Annotated in this window: 13 protein-coding genes; 6 read left to right on the forward strand and 7 right to left on the reverse strand. The window is 68.1% G+C overall.

Translation table 11 applies throughout. The annotated features are described in order from the left end of the window. Positions 1–4 precede the first annotated feature (4 nt). A complete protein-coding gene (locus SZ55_RS26020) occupies positions 5–307 on the forward strand; it encodes a putative quinol monooxygenase (protein ID WP_044413953.1) in 303 nt (100 codons plus the stop codon). Between the two features lie 18 nt (positions 308–325). On the opposite strand, the gene SZ55_RS26025 is transcribed toward SZ55_RS26020, so the two are convergent. Continuing rightward, a complete protein-coding gene (locus SZ55_RS26025) occupies positions 326–904 on the reverse strand; it encodes a periplasmic-like protein (RefSeq protein ID WP_044413956.1) in 579 nt (192 codons plus the stop codon). 235 nt (positions 905–1,139) lie between these two features. Here SZ55_RS26025 and SZ55_RS26030 point away from each other — a divergent pair, with 235 nt between their 5' ends. The 3 genes from SZ55_RS26030 to SZ55_RS26040 all read left to right on the forward strand — a co-directional run bounded on the left by SZ55_RS26030 (position 1,140) and on the right by SZ55_RS26040 (position 4,556). Further along, the gene (locus SZ55_RS26030) at positions 1,140–2,210 is read left to right on the forward strand and encodes a DUF2157 domain-containing protein (protein WP_044413959.1); all 1,071 of its coding nucleotides are present in this window, start codon (positions 1,140–1,142) and stop codon (positions 2,208–2,210) included. Continuing rightward, positions 2,210–3,007: a DUF4824 family protein gene (locus SZ55_RS26035; protein WP_052807675.1), complete on the forward strand. Its 798-nt coding sequence runs from the start codon at positions 2,210–2,212 to the stop codon at positions 3,005–3,007. The genes SZ55_RS26030 and SZ55_RS26035 overlap by 1 nt, the downstream gene beginning before the upstream one ends. A gap of 64 nt (positions 3,008–3,071) precedes the next feature. Further along, the gene (locus SZ55_RS26040; protein ID WP_044413962.1) at positions 3,072–4,556 is read left to right on the forward strand and encodes a sensor domain-containing diguanylate cyclase; all 1,485 of its coding nucleotides are present in this window, start codon (positions 3,072–3,074) and stop codon (positions 4,554–4,556) included. A 21-nt stretch (positions 4,557–4,577) separates the two neighbouring features. Here the strand turns inward: SZ55_RS26040 and SZ55_RS26045 are convergent, their stop codons facing one another. The 4 genes from SZ55_RS26045 to SZ55_RS26060 all read right to left on the reverse strand — a co-directional run bounded on the left by SZ55_RS26045 (position 4,578) and on the right by SZ55_RS26060 (position 11,080). Then, the gene (locus SZ55_RS26045) at positions 4,578–4,769 is read right to left on the reverse strand and encodes a putative motility protein (RefSeq protein WP_052807676.1); all 192 of its coding nucleotides are present in this window, start codon (positions 4,767–4,769) and stop codon (positions 4,578–4,580) included. 169 nt (positions 4,770–4,938) lie between these two features. Beyond that, a complete protein-coding gene (locus SZ55_RS26050; protein WP_044413968.1) occupies positions 4,939–8,586 on the reverse strand; it encodes a translocation/assembly module TamB domain-containing protein in 3,648 nt (1,215 codons plus the stop codon). Further along, a complete protein-coding gene (locus SZ55_RS26055) occupies positions 8,583–10,313 on the reverse strand; it encodes an autotransporter assembly complex protein TamA (protein WP_044413970.1) in 1,731 nt (576 codons plus the stop codon). The genes SZ55_RS26050 and SZ55_RS26055 overlap by 4 nt, the downstream gene beginning before the upstream one ends. Before the next feature lie 104 nt (positions 10,314–10,417). Next, positions 10,418–11,080 carry a GNAT family N-acetyltransferase gene (locus tag SZ55_RS26060; RefSeq protein ID WP_044413972.1) on the reverse strand — a complete coding sequence of 221 codons (663 nt, stop codon included), beginning with the start codon at positions 11,078–11,080 and terminating at the stop codon, positions 10,418–10,420. A gap of 154 nt (positions 11,081–11,234) precedes the next feature. Here SZ55_RS26060 and xthA point away from each other — a divergent pair, with 154 nt between their 5' ends. Then, positions 11,235–12,047: an exodeoxyribonuclease III gene (xthA, locus tag SZ55_RS26065; protein WP_044413974.1), complete on the forward strand. Its 813-nt coding sequence runs from the start codon at positions 11,235–11,237 to the stop codon at positions 12,045–12,047. A gap of 40 nt (positions 12,048–12,087) precedes the next feature. On the opposite strand, the gene SZ55_RS26070 is transcribed toward xthA, so the two are convergent. Both SZ55_RS26070 and SZ55_RS26075 read right to left on the reverse strand, forming a co-directional pair. Further along, positions 12,088–12,531 (reverse strand): hotdog fold thioesterase, encoded by a 444-nt coding sequence (locus SZ55_RS26070; RefSeq protein WP_044413977.1) that lies wholly within the window; start codon positions 12,529–12,531, stop codon positions 12,088–12,090. A gap of 44 nt (positions 12,532–12,575) precedes the next feature. After that, entirely contained in the window at positions 12,576–14,243 is a 1,668-nt protein-coding gene (locus SZ55_RS26075; protein WP_044413980.1) for an AMP-binding protein, read from the reverse strand. 264 nt (positions 14,244–14,507) lie between these two features. Here SZ55_RS26075 and SZ55_RS26080 point away from each other — a divergent pair, with 264 nt between their 5' ends. Beyond that, positions 14,508–15,494, forward strand: a complete 987-nt coding sequence (locus SZ55_RS26080) for a TerC family protein (RefSeq protein WP_044413983.1) — start codon at positions 14,508–14,510, stop codon at positions 15,492–15,494. The last annotated feature ends 3 nt before the right edge of the window (positions 15,495–15,497 follow it).

A 15,497-nucleotide genomic window follows, 5' to 3' on the forward strand; every position in this document is an offset into this window, starting at 1 on the left:
CGCCATGAGCATCGCCCTGTTCGCCACCCTGAGCCCCCTGCCGGAGCACCGCGAGGTCGTCCTGCAGGCCCTGGAAGCCCTGGTCCAAGGCACCCGCAACGAGCCCGGCAACCTGCGCTACGACCTCTACGCCGGGGATGACGGCAGCCTGCAACTCCACGAGCTGTACCGCGACCAGGCCGCCATCGACGCCCACCGCGCCAGCCCGCATTACCTGGCCTTCCGCGAAGCCGCCGTGGCCGGTGGCTGGATGGCCGCCCCCACCCAGGTGGTGCAGGCCGTACCGGTGAACGTCGCCCAGGGCTGAACGAGCGACCCGGCGCGCTTACTTGCCGCTGATCAGCCGGTAGCGCGCCAGGTCCTTCGGGTCGAGGACCCGCATCTGGCGCGGGTCGATGCGCTGCATGTCGTCCAGCAGGCTGTCGGGAATGCCCATCTCGCGGAAGTAGGCCGAGGCGTTGTAGCGCACGCCCTGGTACAGCGCCGCATCCCGCGAGGCGTCACCGTGGGCGTAGTACGGCCGGTGCAGCCCCACCGAACCGCGCACCGCCTTGTTGCGGCCGGCCGCCAGCAGGTAGACGCAAGTGCCCTGGCACAGGCCGGTGGACGGCACCAGGGTGTCGAAGCCGGTCTCGCGCACCAGCCGACCCATGCGAATCGCCTCGGGCACGCTGCCGCCGATGCTGTCCAGCATCAGCACCTTGCGTGCGAAGTTGCCGGGGTTGCCCAGCACACCCTTCATCAGCGCGTCGTAGTCACCCGGCGCAATCTCCTCCGACACCTTGGCCACCAGCATGCGACCGATGGTCGGGTGCTGCACCGCCTCCACCTCCACCCGCGCCTCGGCCTGCAGCACGAACAGGCCGAAACACAGGGCAGCAAGGCGGGACAATGGGCGGGTCATGGGCAAGGGTCCTGGAAAAATCAGAAGGTGCGGAAGATACCTGCCGCCAAGGCTGGGCGGAAGCGTCCTGCTGGACAAGCGACCTGCTCAGGCGCTTCCACACACACGCTCTTCGCCAGGCCGTTACCTGGCGCCCAATTTCGCATGGGTTTTCTCAACTTCACGTCGGCCCGATTGCTCAGCTGCCCGGCCGGGCCTAGAGTGCTCGGCGGCACCGCACGCACAAGGACCCGCCATGCCCGCCGTCACCCATGAGGACGCACAACGTCGCGCCGACGACATCCAGGCTTTCTACCGGGAGGTGGAGCGCCTGCACGAGGAGCAGGCGCTGCTGCTCGACCCCGGCCAGCTCGACCAGCTCGGCGATCACCACCGCCAGGTGCTGGCCAACCTGCGCAGTCTCTACGACATCGACCACGACACCCAGACCCGTCGCCTGTCCCTGGGCATGCGCATCGCCTCGCTGCTGGGGGCGCTGGCCCTGGGCGCGAGCCTGCTGTTCTTCTTCTATCAGTTCTGGGGGCTGTTCAGCGAAACCGTGCAGGTGGCCATCCTGGTCGGCGCGGCTCTGGGCACCCTGGGCCTGACAGCACTGGTTCGGCAGCGCGACAGCACCGGCTACTTCAGCAAGCTGGCGGCCATGCTGGCCTTCGTCGCCTTCGTGCTGAACCTGGTGATGCTCGGGCAGATCTTCAACATCACCCCTTCGGACAAGGCCTTCATCGCCTGGGGCGCCTACGGGCTACTGCTGGCCTACGCCTGCAATGCACGCCTGCTGCTGGTGGCCGGGCTGCTGTGCCTGATGGCATTCATCTCGGCGCGGGTGGGCACCTGGGGTGGCGGTTACTGGCTGTCCATGGGGGAGCACCCGGAGAACTTCCTGCCGGCGGCGGTGGCGGTGTTTCTCGTCCCGCAGTTGCTGTCCCAGGTGCGCTTCGGCGGATTCGCCGCGACCTATCGCCTGGTGGGGCTGATCACCTTCTTCCTGACCCTGCTGGTCCTGGCCAACTGGGGCCGCTCCAGCTACCTGCCTCTGGACAGCGACCTGATCGAGGGTGGCTACCAGCTCGGCGGCTTCGCCCTCGCGGCCCTCGGCATCTGGCTGGGCGCTCGGCGTGACTGGCCGGAGGTGATCAACGGCAGCCTGACCTTCCTGGTGATCTTCCTCTACACCAAGCTCTTCGACTGGTGGTGGGACCTGCTGCCGAAGTACCTGTTCTTCCTGCTGCTGGGCCTGATCGCCCTGCTCATCCTGGTGGTGCTGAACCGTCTGCGCCGCAGCTGGCTGAAGGGAGGTGCCCGCTGATGAACAGCCTGAATCGCTACGCCCTTTCCGCTGCCCTCGGCCTGGTCCTGGTGGTCAACGGCCTGGCACTGGCCGGGGTCTGGTACAACCGCGCCGGCAAGCCGGATAGCCGCCTGGAACTGTCCCAGCGCGAGCTGAGCCGGGACTACTCGAACTTCGGCTGGTCCGGCGAGAACAGCGGGCTCGGCCTGCGCCTGGACTGGCGCACGCCTCGGGATGCGGACGAGCAGGAGATTCTCCTCGACCGTGCCGTGCTGGAGGAAATCGGCCTGCCCCTCGAAGGCAAAGAGGGCCACTACGACACCCACGAGAGCAGCACCTACGCCGTGCTCGAACTGGATGGCCCCGCCTGGAAGGCAGAGCTCGACCGTGCCGAAGCCCGGCTGAAGGAAGCCACGAAGGCCCTGGCACGCAAGCGCAACGAGGAGAACACCGCCCTGGAGGCCACGTACCGCAGCCAGTTCGAGTACGAGCGCGACCGCGCCAGCCGCCTGTTCGTGGTGGCCGCTGGCAACGATGCGGACGCCCTGCGCCAGCGCTACCCGGACCGCAAGCGCTATGCGCTGGTGAAGGCACGCCTCTACGCCTGGTACGACCACAACCAGACACCGCCGCGCCTGCAGGCCCGGGTGAGCCGACTGGAGGTGGATGCACTGCAGGTGCCTTATCGCTGGCGCCAGCAGGTGGAGGAGCGACTGGTGGGCGCCTACGACGAGCCGATCAAGCCGATGCGCCTGAAAGTGGCCTACGGCAAGCGCCTGGAACCCTGGATCGAGGACGTCAGCCTGCTGCGCTGAACGCCGCGGATGACGCGGGCGGGGCAAGTGGCTAGCATGTGGCCACTTGCCCCAGGACGCTCCGATGTCAGCCCACCTGCCCCGCTTGCGTAACCAGCGCTTCCTCGTTGCCCTGCTCGTTCTCCTGCTGACCTGTGGCTTCACCGTCACATCGCTGGTCAGCTACTACGCCTCCCTCGAGTCGATCCGCGACGGCATCGTCAACACGGAGCTGCCGCTGACCTCGGACAACGTCTATTCCGAGATCCAGAAAGACCTGGTGCGGCCCATCCTGATCTCCTCGATGATGAGCCGCGACACCTTCCTGCGGGACTGGGCCATGCAGGGCGAGCAGGACCCGGAACGCATGACCCGCTACCTGCGAGAAGTTCAGGAGCATTACGGCGCCTTCACCAGCTTCTTCATTTCCGAGCGCACCGGTACCTACTACCAGTCACGGGGCGTGCTGAAGAAGGTTTCGCCGGACGAGCCCCGGGACGTCTGGTACTACCGCGTGCGGGACATGGAGACGCCCTACGAGATCAACGTCGACGTGGACATGGCCAACCAGGACAGGCTGACCATATTCATCAACTACAAGGTGCTGGACTACGACGGCCGCTTCCTCGGTGCCACTGGCGTAGGCCTGACAGTGGACGCGGTGGTGAAGCTGATCGACGACTACCAGCAGCGCTACCAGCGGACCATCTACTTCACCGACACCACCGGCCGCGTGGTGCTCACCAGTGCCCAGGGCGGGCCGGAAGGCAGCCGCGTGGGCCAGGGCCTCGGGGAACTGCCGGGCCTGGCCCCGGTGGTACGGGCGGTTCTGCACCAGCGCGGTGGCAATCACCAGTACCACGCCCCCGACGGCGAGCATTACCTCAATGCCCGCTTCATCCCTGAGCTGGACTGGTACCTGTTCGTCGACAAGACCGAAGAAGGCGCCCTGTCGCCGGTGCGCAACGTGCTCTATCTCAACCTGGGCATCAGCCTGGCGGTGACCCTGGTGGTACTGGTGCTGCTGTACCTGATGGTGCGCCGCTACCGCGACCGCATCGCCGCGCTGGCCACCACCGACAGCCTCACCGGGTTGCCCAACCGTCGCGGCTTCGACCTGCTGGCGGGCCAGGCGCTGCAGGAATCACTGCGTGACCAGCGTCCGCTGACCGCGCTGCTGCTGGACCTGGACCACTTCAAGGAACTCAACGACACCCACGGTCACCTGGCCGGTGACCAGGTGCTGCAGGGCTTTGCCGAGAACCTGCGAGCGGGCGTGCGCCAGGCGGACATTCTCTGCCGCTGGGGCGGTGAGGAGTTCATCCTGCTGCTCAAGGACACCGGCAGTGCCACGGCATTGCAGTTGGCGGAAAAGCTGCGGGAGCGGGTTGCCGAGGCGCACCATCACTTCGACGGTGGCGAGACAGCGGTGACCGTGAGCATCGGGCTGTCCGAACTGCGCCCCGGAGACACCCTGCACAGCCTCATCGCCCGCGCCGACCGGGCGCTCTACCGCGCCAAGCAGGCCGGGCGCGACCGCACCTGCAGCGAGACCGCCGGACAGGAATAAAGAGAGGGAAGTTGCCGAGGTTCAGGCGGTGACGTCGATGACGTTGCCCAGGTTCGGCGGGTTGCTGTTGCTCACCGGTGCGGGCAGCGCCTCCAGCAATGCCAGGGCACTCTGGGACTGCAGGTCGACGGACTTCTTCAGCACCGAGACCTGCACCTTCATGGCGAGCTGGGCGGCACTGGCGTCGGAGATGGAGCTGGCGGAAACGTCCACGGCGACCTCGCACGTCAACGGGGGAAGATGACGGGATTCTGAGGCCATGCCGGCGCCCCGAAAAGCACCGTCAGTCGCCTGGAAGGCCCGCCGTTGCGCTTGCAGCGGCACGGGAAGCCAGGGGACTCAAGCCCGGGCTCCCGGCCGAAACCTCGATCACGGCTGCCTGCTAGAAGTCCCGCTTGTAGAACAGGTCCAGCGAGCTGGCCAGGCCGCTGGCGGCTTCCAGGTAGAGGCGCCGGGTCAGTTCGTAGCGCAGCGCCACCACGCTGGTGGGCTCCAGTACGCCGAGGCCATAGCGGATGCTGAGGCGGTCGGTGAGCACGCCGGTGGCGCCGTCGTCGCCGATCTGGAAGTCCTTGAGGCCGAGCTTCTGCGCCAGGTCGCTGGTCAGCGAAGAACTGCCGGACAACCCCAGCGCCAGGGCGGCCTGTCCCAGGGCGTTGCCGTCGCTGCCGCGCTCCAGGGGGCGCCCCAGTACCAGATAGGACAGCGCCTGTTCCTGGCTCATGGCCGGGGTGGAGAACACCTGGGTGGTCGGCTCGTCGGCACGCCCGTTGAGGCGGATGCCGGCGGTGACGTCGCCGATCTTGCGCACTGCTTCCACGTCCAGATAGGGCTGGTCCAGCGGGCCGGCGAACAGCAATCTCGCGCGGCGCAGGTCGAGGCGCTGGCCGTAGGCGCGGTAGCGGCCGTTCTTCAGGTTCAGTTCGCCGCGCGCGGCCAGGTTGTCGCCGACCTTGAGGTGCCCGGCGAGGTCGGCGGTCAGGCCGAAGCCGCTGAAGCTGAGCCGTTCCTGGCCCACTTCGACGTTGACGTCCATGGCCAGTTGCAGCGGGGCTTCCTCGTCCTGCTCGCCCACCAGGTGGGCATCCGACGAGACCCGCACGGCCTGGGGCGGCAGTTCGCGGATCTTGATGGTGCCCCGGGGGACGCGCACGGTGCCGGACAGTGCCAACCGACCCTCTGCCATGCGCACCCGCAGGTCGGGGTCGACGTCGAGGTTGGCGTAGGGCTCCACCACCACCGGCAGGCTGTTGCCGCGCAGGGCCAGGTCCACATCCAGGCCCTGGCTCCAGGCGACGCTGCCGCCCAGGCTGCCCTGGCCCTTTTCGCCACCGCTCCAGGTGCCGGACAGCTCGACCCGCTCGCCGGCGATGCGTGCATCCAGCTTGAGGTCTTCGATCCGCGTGGGCAGCTCGCCACCGGCCAGGCGGCCTCCGCCCAGGCGCACCTGCCCGATCACGTTGGGTGCCAGCAGGGTGCCGCCGAGGGTGCCGCTGCCATCGAGGCGACCTTCAAGTTCCTCCACGCCCCGGGCGAAGGGTCGCAGCACGGCGAGATCCAGGCCCTCCAGCTGGAAGTCACCCTGCAGCGGCTTGCGGGTCGGGCGCGGGTCGATGCGGGCGTCCAGGCGCAGGCGTCCGAGCTTGCCGCCTTCGAACAGCAGGCGGCTGTCCACCCGCTGCGGGCGCAGGCTGCTCTCCAGGCGCAGGCTCTGGTAGGGGAAATCCAGCCATTGGCCCTTGGCCCCCTCCTCCCGCACCCGCAGCACACCGCTGCCGGCATCCAGCAGGATGCGGCCGCTGGGGCCGGTGGATGGCAGTTGCAGCCGCAGGTCGCCGTCCAGCTGCCCTTGCCAGGCGAAGTCGTCCGGCAGCCAGGGCGCCAGGCTGGCCAGGGGGAAGTCCCGCAGGCGGTAGTCCAGGTTGGGTTCGGGCATGAGGCGCTGCTGGCCGGCGCAGAGGCTGGCTTCGCCGGAACGCCAGCAATGGGCGCCCAGGTCCAGGCGGCCGTCGGCCAGGCGCTGCAGCGAGGCGGCCTGCTCCAGGCGCCAGTCCTGGGTGCCTAGCCGCACGTCGCCACGGCTGAGGCGGCCGCGCCAGTCGCCGTCCTTCAGTTGCCCGTCGAGGGCCAGGCCAAGCCCCAGGTCGGGGCCCTTCAGGCTCAGCTCGGCCTGCTGCCGCTGGAGCGTGCCCGAGCCGGTCAGGCGCAGGTCACCCAGGGCGCGCTCGCCGGATTCGAGGTCGTCGGCATCAAGTTGCAGGGTGCCGTTCTGCCGGGCATCCAGCCTGGCCTGGAGGCGCAATTGACGCAGGCGCTGGGGACCGAGGCCGATCCGCTGGCCATCGAGGGCCAGTTGGCCCTGGGGCGCGTCAAGGCTGCCGGCGAGGTCGAGGCGCCCCTTGAGGCTGCCGAACAGGCCGGGCCAGAGCTGACCAAGCCGATTGAGGGCGATGTCCAGCCGGCCATCGAGGCGCTCCTCCAGGCGGCCCTGGCCGTCGATGCGGTTGTCGCCCAGGCGTGCCTGGACCTGCTCCAGCGTCCAGCGCTGCCCTTCGCCACGGGCCTTGGCCAGGAGCACGGCGGGCTGGCCGCGCAACTGGCCCTTGAGGTCAAGGTCCGCCGTGAGGGCGAGGCGATCGGCCATGCGCCCCTGGCTGGCCAGGTTGCCGGCCAGGCGACCGGGCAGTTCGGCGACCCAGTAGGCGGGGTCGAGGTCCTTGAGGGCGAGCTGGGCGTCCCAATCCACTGTGCTGGCGAAGCCCACCTGGACGCGCCCCTGGGCCTTGCCCTGGCCAGCGGTCAGGCGCAGGTCGGCCAGCTCCACCTGGCCCAGGTCCCCCTTGAGCGGGCTGGCGAGGGTGAAGTCACCGGCCGGCCCCTTCAGGGCGGCATCGAATTGCCCGTGGTAGTGGCCGTCGAGGTACTGCACCTGGCCGTCGAGGCGCTGCAGGCTGACGGGCGGCTCGTCGATCGCGGGATACAGCCGGTGCCAGGGGAAGTCACGCCAGGCGATGCGGGCATCCAGGGCCAGGGCCTGTTGCCAGTCGATCCGCCCGTTCAGGTCGAGCGTCTGCTCCGGCGCAGCCACCAGGGCCAGTTGCTTGAGGTCCGCCCCCTTGGCGTCCACACGGCCGGCCAGATCGAGGCGTACGTCACCGCCCTCGCCCGGCAGGCTGGCGTGCCCTTCGACCGCGTAGCCCTGCGCCAGGTCGCCCCGGGCCTGGAGGGTGAGCCGCTGTAATTGCAGGGTGTCGGGCAGGTCCGCCGAGGCCTTGAAGGCGTCCACCTTCAGCGTGGCGGAGGCTGGGAGGTGGTCGGCCAGGGGCTGCAGTTCGCCTTCCAGGCGGCCCTGCAGGTAACCGGTGCTGTCGGCCTGGACGGTCAGTTGCCCTTGCAGGTCGCCCTTGGCGTGCAACGCCAGTGACCAGGCCTGGCCGCCTGGGGCCGGCAAACCGAGGGTGCCGGTGGCTTCCAGCGGCCAATCCCCACTGGGGGCGAGGTGCCCTTGCAGGTCCAACGCGAGGTCATCACGACGAAGGCTGACACGTTCCAGGGTGAGCCCGTCCGCCAGCCAGGTGGCGCGGAGCTGGAGATCGGCCAGCAGCGCCTCGCCATCCAGGCTGAGGCGCCCCAGGCGAGCCTCGCCCAGGCGGATGCCGACCGGCAGCGCGAGGGCGGGCAGGCGGACGGGGCCTTCGTCAGTGCTGCCGCCCTCCCCCGGGAACGACAGGGCCACCTCGTCGGCGGCCAGTTGGTCGATGCACAGCGTCATGCCCAGCAGGCAGCCGGGCTGCCAGTCCAGGCGCGGGGCCGTGACCTCGACCACGCTTTCGCCCTGGCGCCACACCACACGCTGTGCCTGCCATTGGCCGCCCAGGTGGCCGCTGAAACCCTCCACCGCCAACCCCGGCACCAGGCCCAGTGCCCAGCGTGCGCCGCTCTCGCTGCCCAGCAGCCAGGCTCCGGTCGCTCCCACGCCACCCAGGGTGAACCCCAGGGCGAGCAACGCCCCCTTGACCACGCGCCTCACAGTTCCGGCCCCATGGAGAAGTGAATGCGGAAGCCGCCGGGATCATCCAGGGCCTTGGCCAGGTCGAGGCGGATGGGCCCGACCGGGGAGACCCAGCGCACGCCGATGCCGGCGCCGGTCTTGAGCTTGTCCTTGAGGTTGTTGACGGCGTTGCCACGGTCGACGAAAGCCGCGATGCGCCAGCGCTCGGCAATGGGGTACTGGTATTCGGCGCTACCCACCACCATGTAGCGGCCGCCGACCTTGTTCCCCTGGCGGTCCTCCGGGGAAAGCGTCTGGTAGTCATAGCCCCGCACGCTCTGGTCACCGCCGGCGAAGAAGCGCAGCGAGGGCGGGATGGCGCCGTAATCGGTGGTGGCGATGCCGCCGGCCTGGACCCGGCCCAGCAGGCGATGGCCGCCCGGCAGGGTGTAGAGCCCTTTGGCCATGGCGCTGGCGTAGGTCATGTCGGCGTCGGACAGCACGCCCTCCTTGGCAGCGCGCACGTCCAGTTGCAGGTGGTAGCCCTGGTTGGGGTCGAGGCGGTTGTCGCTGCGGGKGACGCTGTAGCCGATGCCGGGGATGAGGAAGCTGCTGCGCCCGTTGGGGCTGCCGTCGCCGAAGTCGTAGATCTCCTGCTCCCAGCGCAGGGAGACAACCCGCTGCCAGTCGTCCGGCAGCTTGGACTGCCATTGGCTGCCCAGGGTGAAACGGCGGCTTTCGACGTCGGTGAGTTGTTCGCGCTGGAAGCCGCTGGTGAAGCGCAGGCTGTCGGTCAGCGGCGGGTCGAGGGGGATTTCGTACCAGGTGCCGACGCTCTGCCGTGCTGTGGAGATTTCGCTTTCTGCCCCGAGGCGGTGGCCTTGGGGGTTGATCCAGTGGCGGGTCCAGTTGGCCCGGGCACGGGGACCGACGTCGGTGGAGAAGCCGACGCCCAGGCCCAGGGTGCGGGGTTTGACGGCACCGAGACGCACCTTCACCGGGATCAGCCGGCCAGCACCGGGCTCGGGCTGGGCGTCCACCCGTACTTCCTCGAAATAGCCGCTGGCCTGGAGGTTCTGGCTGAGCTTGGCAACCTGGTCGGCGTCGTAGGGCGTGTTGGGCGGGAACGGCACCAGGCGCGCCAGCAGGTCGGGATCGAAGGGGGTGTCGCCATCGAAGGCGACCCGGCCGAGTGCGTAGCGCGGCCCACTGTCGTAGATCAGTTCGATATCGGCGACACCGGCACGGGGGTCGATGTCCAGCCGCTGGGAGCGGAAGCGGCCGTCGAAGAAGCCATAGCGCAGGGCCTGGCTCTGGATGAGTTTCTTGGCGTCTTCGTAGAGCCCATGGTTGAGCGGCTCGCCCGGGGCCAGGGCCTTGCTTTTCGGCACCTTGAAGGCCTTGAGGCCAGCGGCCTCGCCTTCCACCCGCACCGTCACCTGGCGCAGGCGGACGGGCTCGCCGGGCTGAACGTCCAGTTGCAGGACCGGGTCCTTGCCGGGGCGTACCTGGCTGTCGATCTCCGCCTGGTAGTAGCCGAGCGCCTGCGCCGCCTGGCGCGCCTGCTCCTCGGCGGCACGGCGGAAACGACGCAGGGCGGTTTCATCTCGATCCCCCAAGCTGCCGATGAAGGCTTCGATATTGGCCTTCAGCTCGGCATTGGCCGGGGACACCTTCACTTCCAGCGAGGCCTTGGCCAGCGCGAGCGGGCACAGGGCCGACAGCGCGAGTGCCAGGAGGCCGCGCATTCCTTGACGAACATTCATGCGCGGGATGCTAGCACGGCGTTCCGCTGCCTTTCTTCAGTCACAGACGCCTCGTCGGCCGAGGATTTCATGGCGCGATGTGTCGGGCTGACAACCATGGCGGCTCAGGCGCTCACGCCAACGCCTTCCAGCGCCTGGGCCGGGTTGGGGTGGAAGAAGACCCGCTCCAGCACCGGCCCGACGGCGACCTCACCGAGCAACTGGTAGCCCTGGCGCTGGTAGAAGTCGAGGTAGCGCGGGTTGCCGGTATCCAGCACCACACCTTGCGAGCCGGCGTCTTCGGCGCACCATTCGTGCAGCGCCTGGAGCAGTCGCTCGCCCAGCTGGCGCCCCTGGAACTCCGGGTGGATGCCGAGCAACGGCAGCACGTGGTACGGGCCGGGCGGCAGGCAGGCGAGCACTGCCTCGTGGTATTCGAGGAAGCGCCGGGTGCAGCCCAGCCCGGTGGTCAGCAGCATGCGCAGGCGCCAGCCCCAGCTTTCGGTGATGTCCAGCCGGCGCTGGGGCGGGGCGATGAGGGCGATGCCCACCAGGCGCTCTTCGATCAGCAGGCCGATGGCCGGCAGTTCCTCGATGAAGTGCTGCTTGACCAGCTCCCGCACCGTGGCGCGCACGCGCTGGTCATAGCCGGGTCGGTCGGCATCCAGCAGGTAGGCGTAGGTGGGCTCGTGCCGGTAGGCGTGGTAGAGCAGCGAACGGGCCTCGCGGCTGTAGCCGCGGTCGAGCAGGCGCACTTCGACCGGCGCTTGGGTGACGTATCCGGGCATGCACGGTGTCCTCGTTGTTCTGGTTATGGTCGCCGCGACGGGCAGTTGCCCCGGCTGGCTGAAAAGCTAGCAGCCCCCCTGCCCCGCCGCCATGTGCTGGCAGGCCCGGCGGGCGTTGGGCTAGGATTCGATACTTTTCCGGATGGCTGCCCCCATGAAGATCGTTTCGTTCAACATCAACGGCCTGCGCGCCCGCCCCCACCAGCTGGAGGCGCTGATCGCCAAGCACCAGCCCGACGTGATCGGCCTGCAGGAGACCAAGGTGGCCGACGAGCAGTTCCCGGAAGCGGAGATCCGCCAGCTCGGCTACCACGTCCACTACCACGGGCAGAAAGGCCACTACGGCGTGGCGCTGCTATCGCGCCAGGCGCCGCTGGAGTTGCACAAGGGCTTCCCCGGGGATGACGAGGACGCCCAGCGCCGCTTCATCTACGGCACCTTCGCCGACGAACAGGGCAACCCGGTGACGGTGATGAACGGCTACTTCCCCCAGGGCGAGAGCCGCGACCACCCGGTGAAGTTCCCGGCCAAGCAACGCTTCTATGCCGACCTGCAGGCGCTGCTGGAAAGCCGCTTCGCCCCCTCCCAGCCGCTGGTGGTGATGGGTGACATCAACATCTCGCCGGAAGATTGCGACATCGGCATCGGCGAGGAGAACCGCAAGCGCTGGCTGAAGACCGGCAAGTGCAGCTTCCTGCCGGAAGAGCGCGAGTGGCTGGCCACCCTGAAAGGCTGGGGCCTGGTGGACAGCTTCCGCCACCTCCACCCCGAGGTGAACGATCGCTTCAGCTGGTTCGACTACCGCAGTCGCGGTTTCGAGGACACCCCCAAGCGCGGCCTGCGCATCGACGTGATCCTCGCCAGCCAGCCGCTGCAGGCGCGCCTGCGCGATGCCGGGATCGACTACGACCTGCGCGGCATGGAGAAACCCTCCGACCACGCGCCGATCTGGCTGGACCTGGCATGAATGAAAAGGGGCCGCTGAAGCGGCCCCTTTCTTTTGCACATCAGCTGCGCGGCGGCTCCTCCCCCAGGGGCACGATGGCCATGGTCAGCCGCGAGATGCAGCTGGGCTTGCCATCGTCGCCGCTGAGGCGGATGTCCCACACATGGGTGGAGCGCCCCAGGTGCACCGGCCGGGCAACCGCAGTGACCCTGCCGCTGCGCAGCCCGCGCAGGTGATTGGCGTTCACTTCCAGCCCTACGCAATAGAAGCGACTGCTGTCGATGCACAGGTAGGCGGCGGTGGAGCCGAGGGTTTCGGCCAGCACCACGGACGCGCCGCCGTGGAGCAGCCCGTAGGGTTGGTGGGTGCGGCCGTCCACCACCATGCTGGCGGTGATCGAGCCCTCGTCGAAGGCTTCGAAGCGGATGTCCAGCACCTCGCCGATGGTGTTGCGCAGGGTGGCGTTGAGGCGGTCCAGATCGGGGGTTTCGCGCCAAAGGCTCATGTCGACTCCTTGTTGGGTGGGCGCCGGGGTGACCGGCGCGGACTTCAGTCGTGCCAGAGCACCGTTTCGCGACGCTCGATCCACTCGGGGAAACGCGGCCCGTAGGTGCCTTCGACGACGTTGCGCTTGATCTTCAGGGTCGGCGTGAGGAAGCCGTTGTCCACCGCCCAGACATCCTTCACCAGCACCAGGCCGAGCAGGCGCTCGTGCTTGTCCAGCGCCTGGTTGACCTCGTCGAGCAGGGCCCGGAGGCTGCCTTCCAGCTGTTCACGGGTGCCGTTGCCGGCCTCCTGGCGCCCCACCTCGGAGAGCACGCAGAGGGCCATCGGCTGCGGCAGGCCGTCGCCCACCACGCACACCTGCTCGATGCGGGTATGCACGGCCAGGCGGTTCTCGATGGGTGCGGGGGCGACGTACTTGCCCTTGCTGGTCTTGAAGATCTCCTTGATGCGGCCGGTGAGCCGCAGGTTGCCGTCGGCGTCCTGCTCGCCCTTGTCGCCGGTGCGCAGGAAGCCGTCGGGGGTGATGGTCTCGGCGGTGCGCTCAGGGTCCTTGTAGTAACCCTGCATGGTGGCGCCGCTGCGGACCTGGACCTCCCCTTCCTCGCTGATGCGCACTTCGACGCCGGGGCTGTTGCGGCCGATCCAGCCGGTCTTCTGCTCGCCGGGGCGGCAGACGTGGGAGTAACCGCAGTTCTCGGTCATGCCGTAGACCTCCAGCACGTCCAGGCCCAGGCGCTTGTACCAGTGCAGCAGCGCCTCGGGCACCGGGGCCGCGCCGCACAGGGCGACGCGCACGGCATCGAGCCCCAGGCCGGCGAGAACCTTGCGCCCGATGAAGCGGCCGATCAGTGGCAGGCGCAGCAGGCGGTCCAGCTTCTGGGCGGGCATCTTCTCGAAAACGCCCATCTGGAACTTGGTCCAGATGCGCGGCACACCGAAGATCGCCGTGGGCCGCGCGCGGCGCAGGTCGCGGAGGAAGGTGTCGAGGCTTTCGGCGAAGAACACCGTCTGCCCGGCATAGAGGGAAGCCATCTCGACAAACATCCGCTCGGCCACGTGGCACAGCGGCAGGTAGGACAGCAGGCGATCGCTCTCGCCGGTGTTGAACAGCTGCACGCCATGCTCGGCGGCGAAGGCGAAGTTGCCGAAGCCCTGCATGACGCCCTTTGGCGTACCGGTGGTGCCGGAGGTGTAGATGATGGTGGCGAGCTGCTCGGGACGGGTGCGGGGATTGTCGCGGATGGGAGTCGAATCCAGCAGGTCCGACCAGGCGTAGTCGAAGGTGCCCTCGGGGTGGATGGGCAGCGCGATGGTGGCCACACCCTCGGGAATCCCGCCGCTCATGGCCGGCCAGTCGTCCAGCTTGCCGATGAACGCCAGGGCGCTTTCGGAGTGCTCCAGCACCTGCCGGACGGACTCGCCAGTGAGGTTGGGGTACAGGGGCACCGAAACGTGCCCGGCCATCCAGATCGCCAGGTCGGCCACGATCCAGTGGGCACAGTTCTTGGAAATGATCGCGATGCGGCTGCCCGGGGGGAGGTCGCGCCCCCTGAGCCAACTGGCGGCGCGTCGCGCCTGGTCGCCGACATCGCCCCAGGTCAGCTCTTCCACCTGGCCGCCCGCCATGGGCTGCACCAGGTAACGCTTGTTGGGATGACGTGCTTCACGCTCGAAGAACATGTCGAGCGGCAAACGGACTGCATCAGCCACAGGGCCTCCTCCTTCTTATTCTTGTGAATCGGGGACAACCAAGCACTTGCTTGGTCGACTATTCCACGCACGCCATCCCAGGCGCAAGTTAAGAAATGTATCGACCGTGACGTCTGTCGGCGGCGTACACAATTTGCAAAAAGGCCAGCTTGAGTGGGTATGAGGCGGTCCGTATTCTCGCCGCCATGACGCCGGGCCCCTCTGACGGTTAGCGCCGCCATGTCGGAGTCATAGTTGGTTCAATTCGACTGAAAGGAGGGGCTCGTGACTGCCCTAGATTCGTTTCTCTTCGCCGACTTCCTCGGCACCTCAACCTGGCTCTGGCTGGTCTTCATTGCCGTAGTCGCCTCCCTGCTGGCCTTCGACCTCGGCGTGCTCCATCGCAAGGAGCGCGAGATCGGTGTGAAGGAAAGCCTGATGCTTTCTGCCGGCTACATCACCGCAGGCCTGCTGTTCGGCCTCTGGGTCTGGCACCAGAAAGGCGCTGACGCGAGCATGGACTACGTCACCGGCTTCCTGATCGAGAAGTCGCTGTCGATGGACAACGTGTTCCTGATGGCGATGATCTTCAGCTTCCTGGCCATCCCGCGGCAGTACCAGCACAAGGTGCTGTTCTGGGGAATCATGGGCGTGATCGTGCTGCGTGGCGTGATGATCGCCCTGGGCGCCGCACTGATCCATGAGTTCAGCTGGATCCTCTACGTGTTCGGCGTGTTCCTGGTCATCACCGGCGTGAAGATGCTGTTCGCCAAGGTGGACGACGAGCCGAACCTGGCGGAGAACCGCTTCGTGCGCTTCCTGCGAAGCCACATGCGGATCACCGACGAACTCCACGGCCAGCGCTTCTTCGTCCGCCAGCCGGACGCCAGCGGCCGTGTGGTGCTCTGGGGTACGCCGCTGCTGCTGGCCCTGGTGATGATCGAGCTGGCCGACCTGGTGTTCGCGGTGGACAGCGTCCCGGCGATCTTCGCCATCACCCAGGACCCGTTCATCGTCTACACCTCCAACATCTTCGCCATCCTCGGCCTGCGGGCCCTGTACTTCGCCCTGGCGGCGCTGATCCACCGCTTCGCCTACCTGAAGTACGCCCTGGCCCTGGTGCTGGTGTTCATCGGCGGCAAGATCTTCCTGGTGGGCTTCATCGGCAAGATCCCCCCGGCTATCTCCCTGGGCGTGACCCTGAGCCTGCTGATCGGCGGCGTGCTGGTCTCGCTCTGGAAGACGAGGGGTGACAAGACCCCCAGCCACTGACCC

Source organism: Pseudomonas sp. FeS53a (assembly GCF_000931385.1).
Lineage (GTDB): Bacteria > Pseudomonadota > Gammaproteobacteria > Pseudomonadales > Pseudomonadaceae > Metapseudomonas > Metapseudomonas otitidis.

Coding starts and splice junctions, on each gene's coding strand:
- SZ55_RS26025 (WP_044413956.1), bottom strand. CDS start 904: ATGACCCGCCCATTGTCCCGCCTTGCTGCCCTGTGTTTCGGCCTGTTC.
- SZ55_RS26030 (WP_044413959.1), top strand. CDS start 1,140: ATGCCCGCCGTCACCCATGAGGACGCACAACGTCGCGCCGACGACATC.
- SZ55_RS26020 (WP_044413953.1), top strand. CDS start 5: ATGAGCATCGCCCTGTTCGCCACCCTGAGCCCCCTGCCGGAGCACCGC.
- SZ55_RS26070 (WP_044413977.1), bottom strand. CDS start 12,531: ATGAGCCTTTGGCGCGAAACCCCCGATCTGGACCGCCTCAACGCCACC.
- SZ55_RS26040 (WP_044413962.1), top strand. CDS start 3,072: ATGTCAGCCCACCTGCCCCGCTTGCGTAACCAGCGCTTCCTCGTTGCC.
- xthA (WP_044413974.1), top strand. CDS start 11,235: ATGAAGATCGTTTCGTTCAACATCAACGGCCTGCGCGCCCGCCCCCAC.
- SZ55_RS26035 (WP_052807675.1), top strand. CDS start 2,210: ATGAACAGCCTGAATCGCTACGCCCTTTCCGCTGCCCTCGGCCTGGTC.
- SZ55_RS26060 (WP_044413972.1), bottom strand. CDS start 11,080: ATGCCCGGATACGTCACCCAAGCGCCGGTCGAAGTGCGCCTGCTCGAC.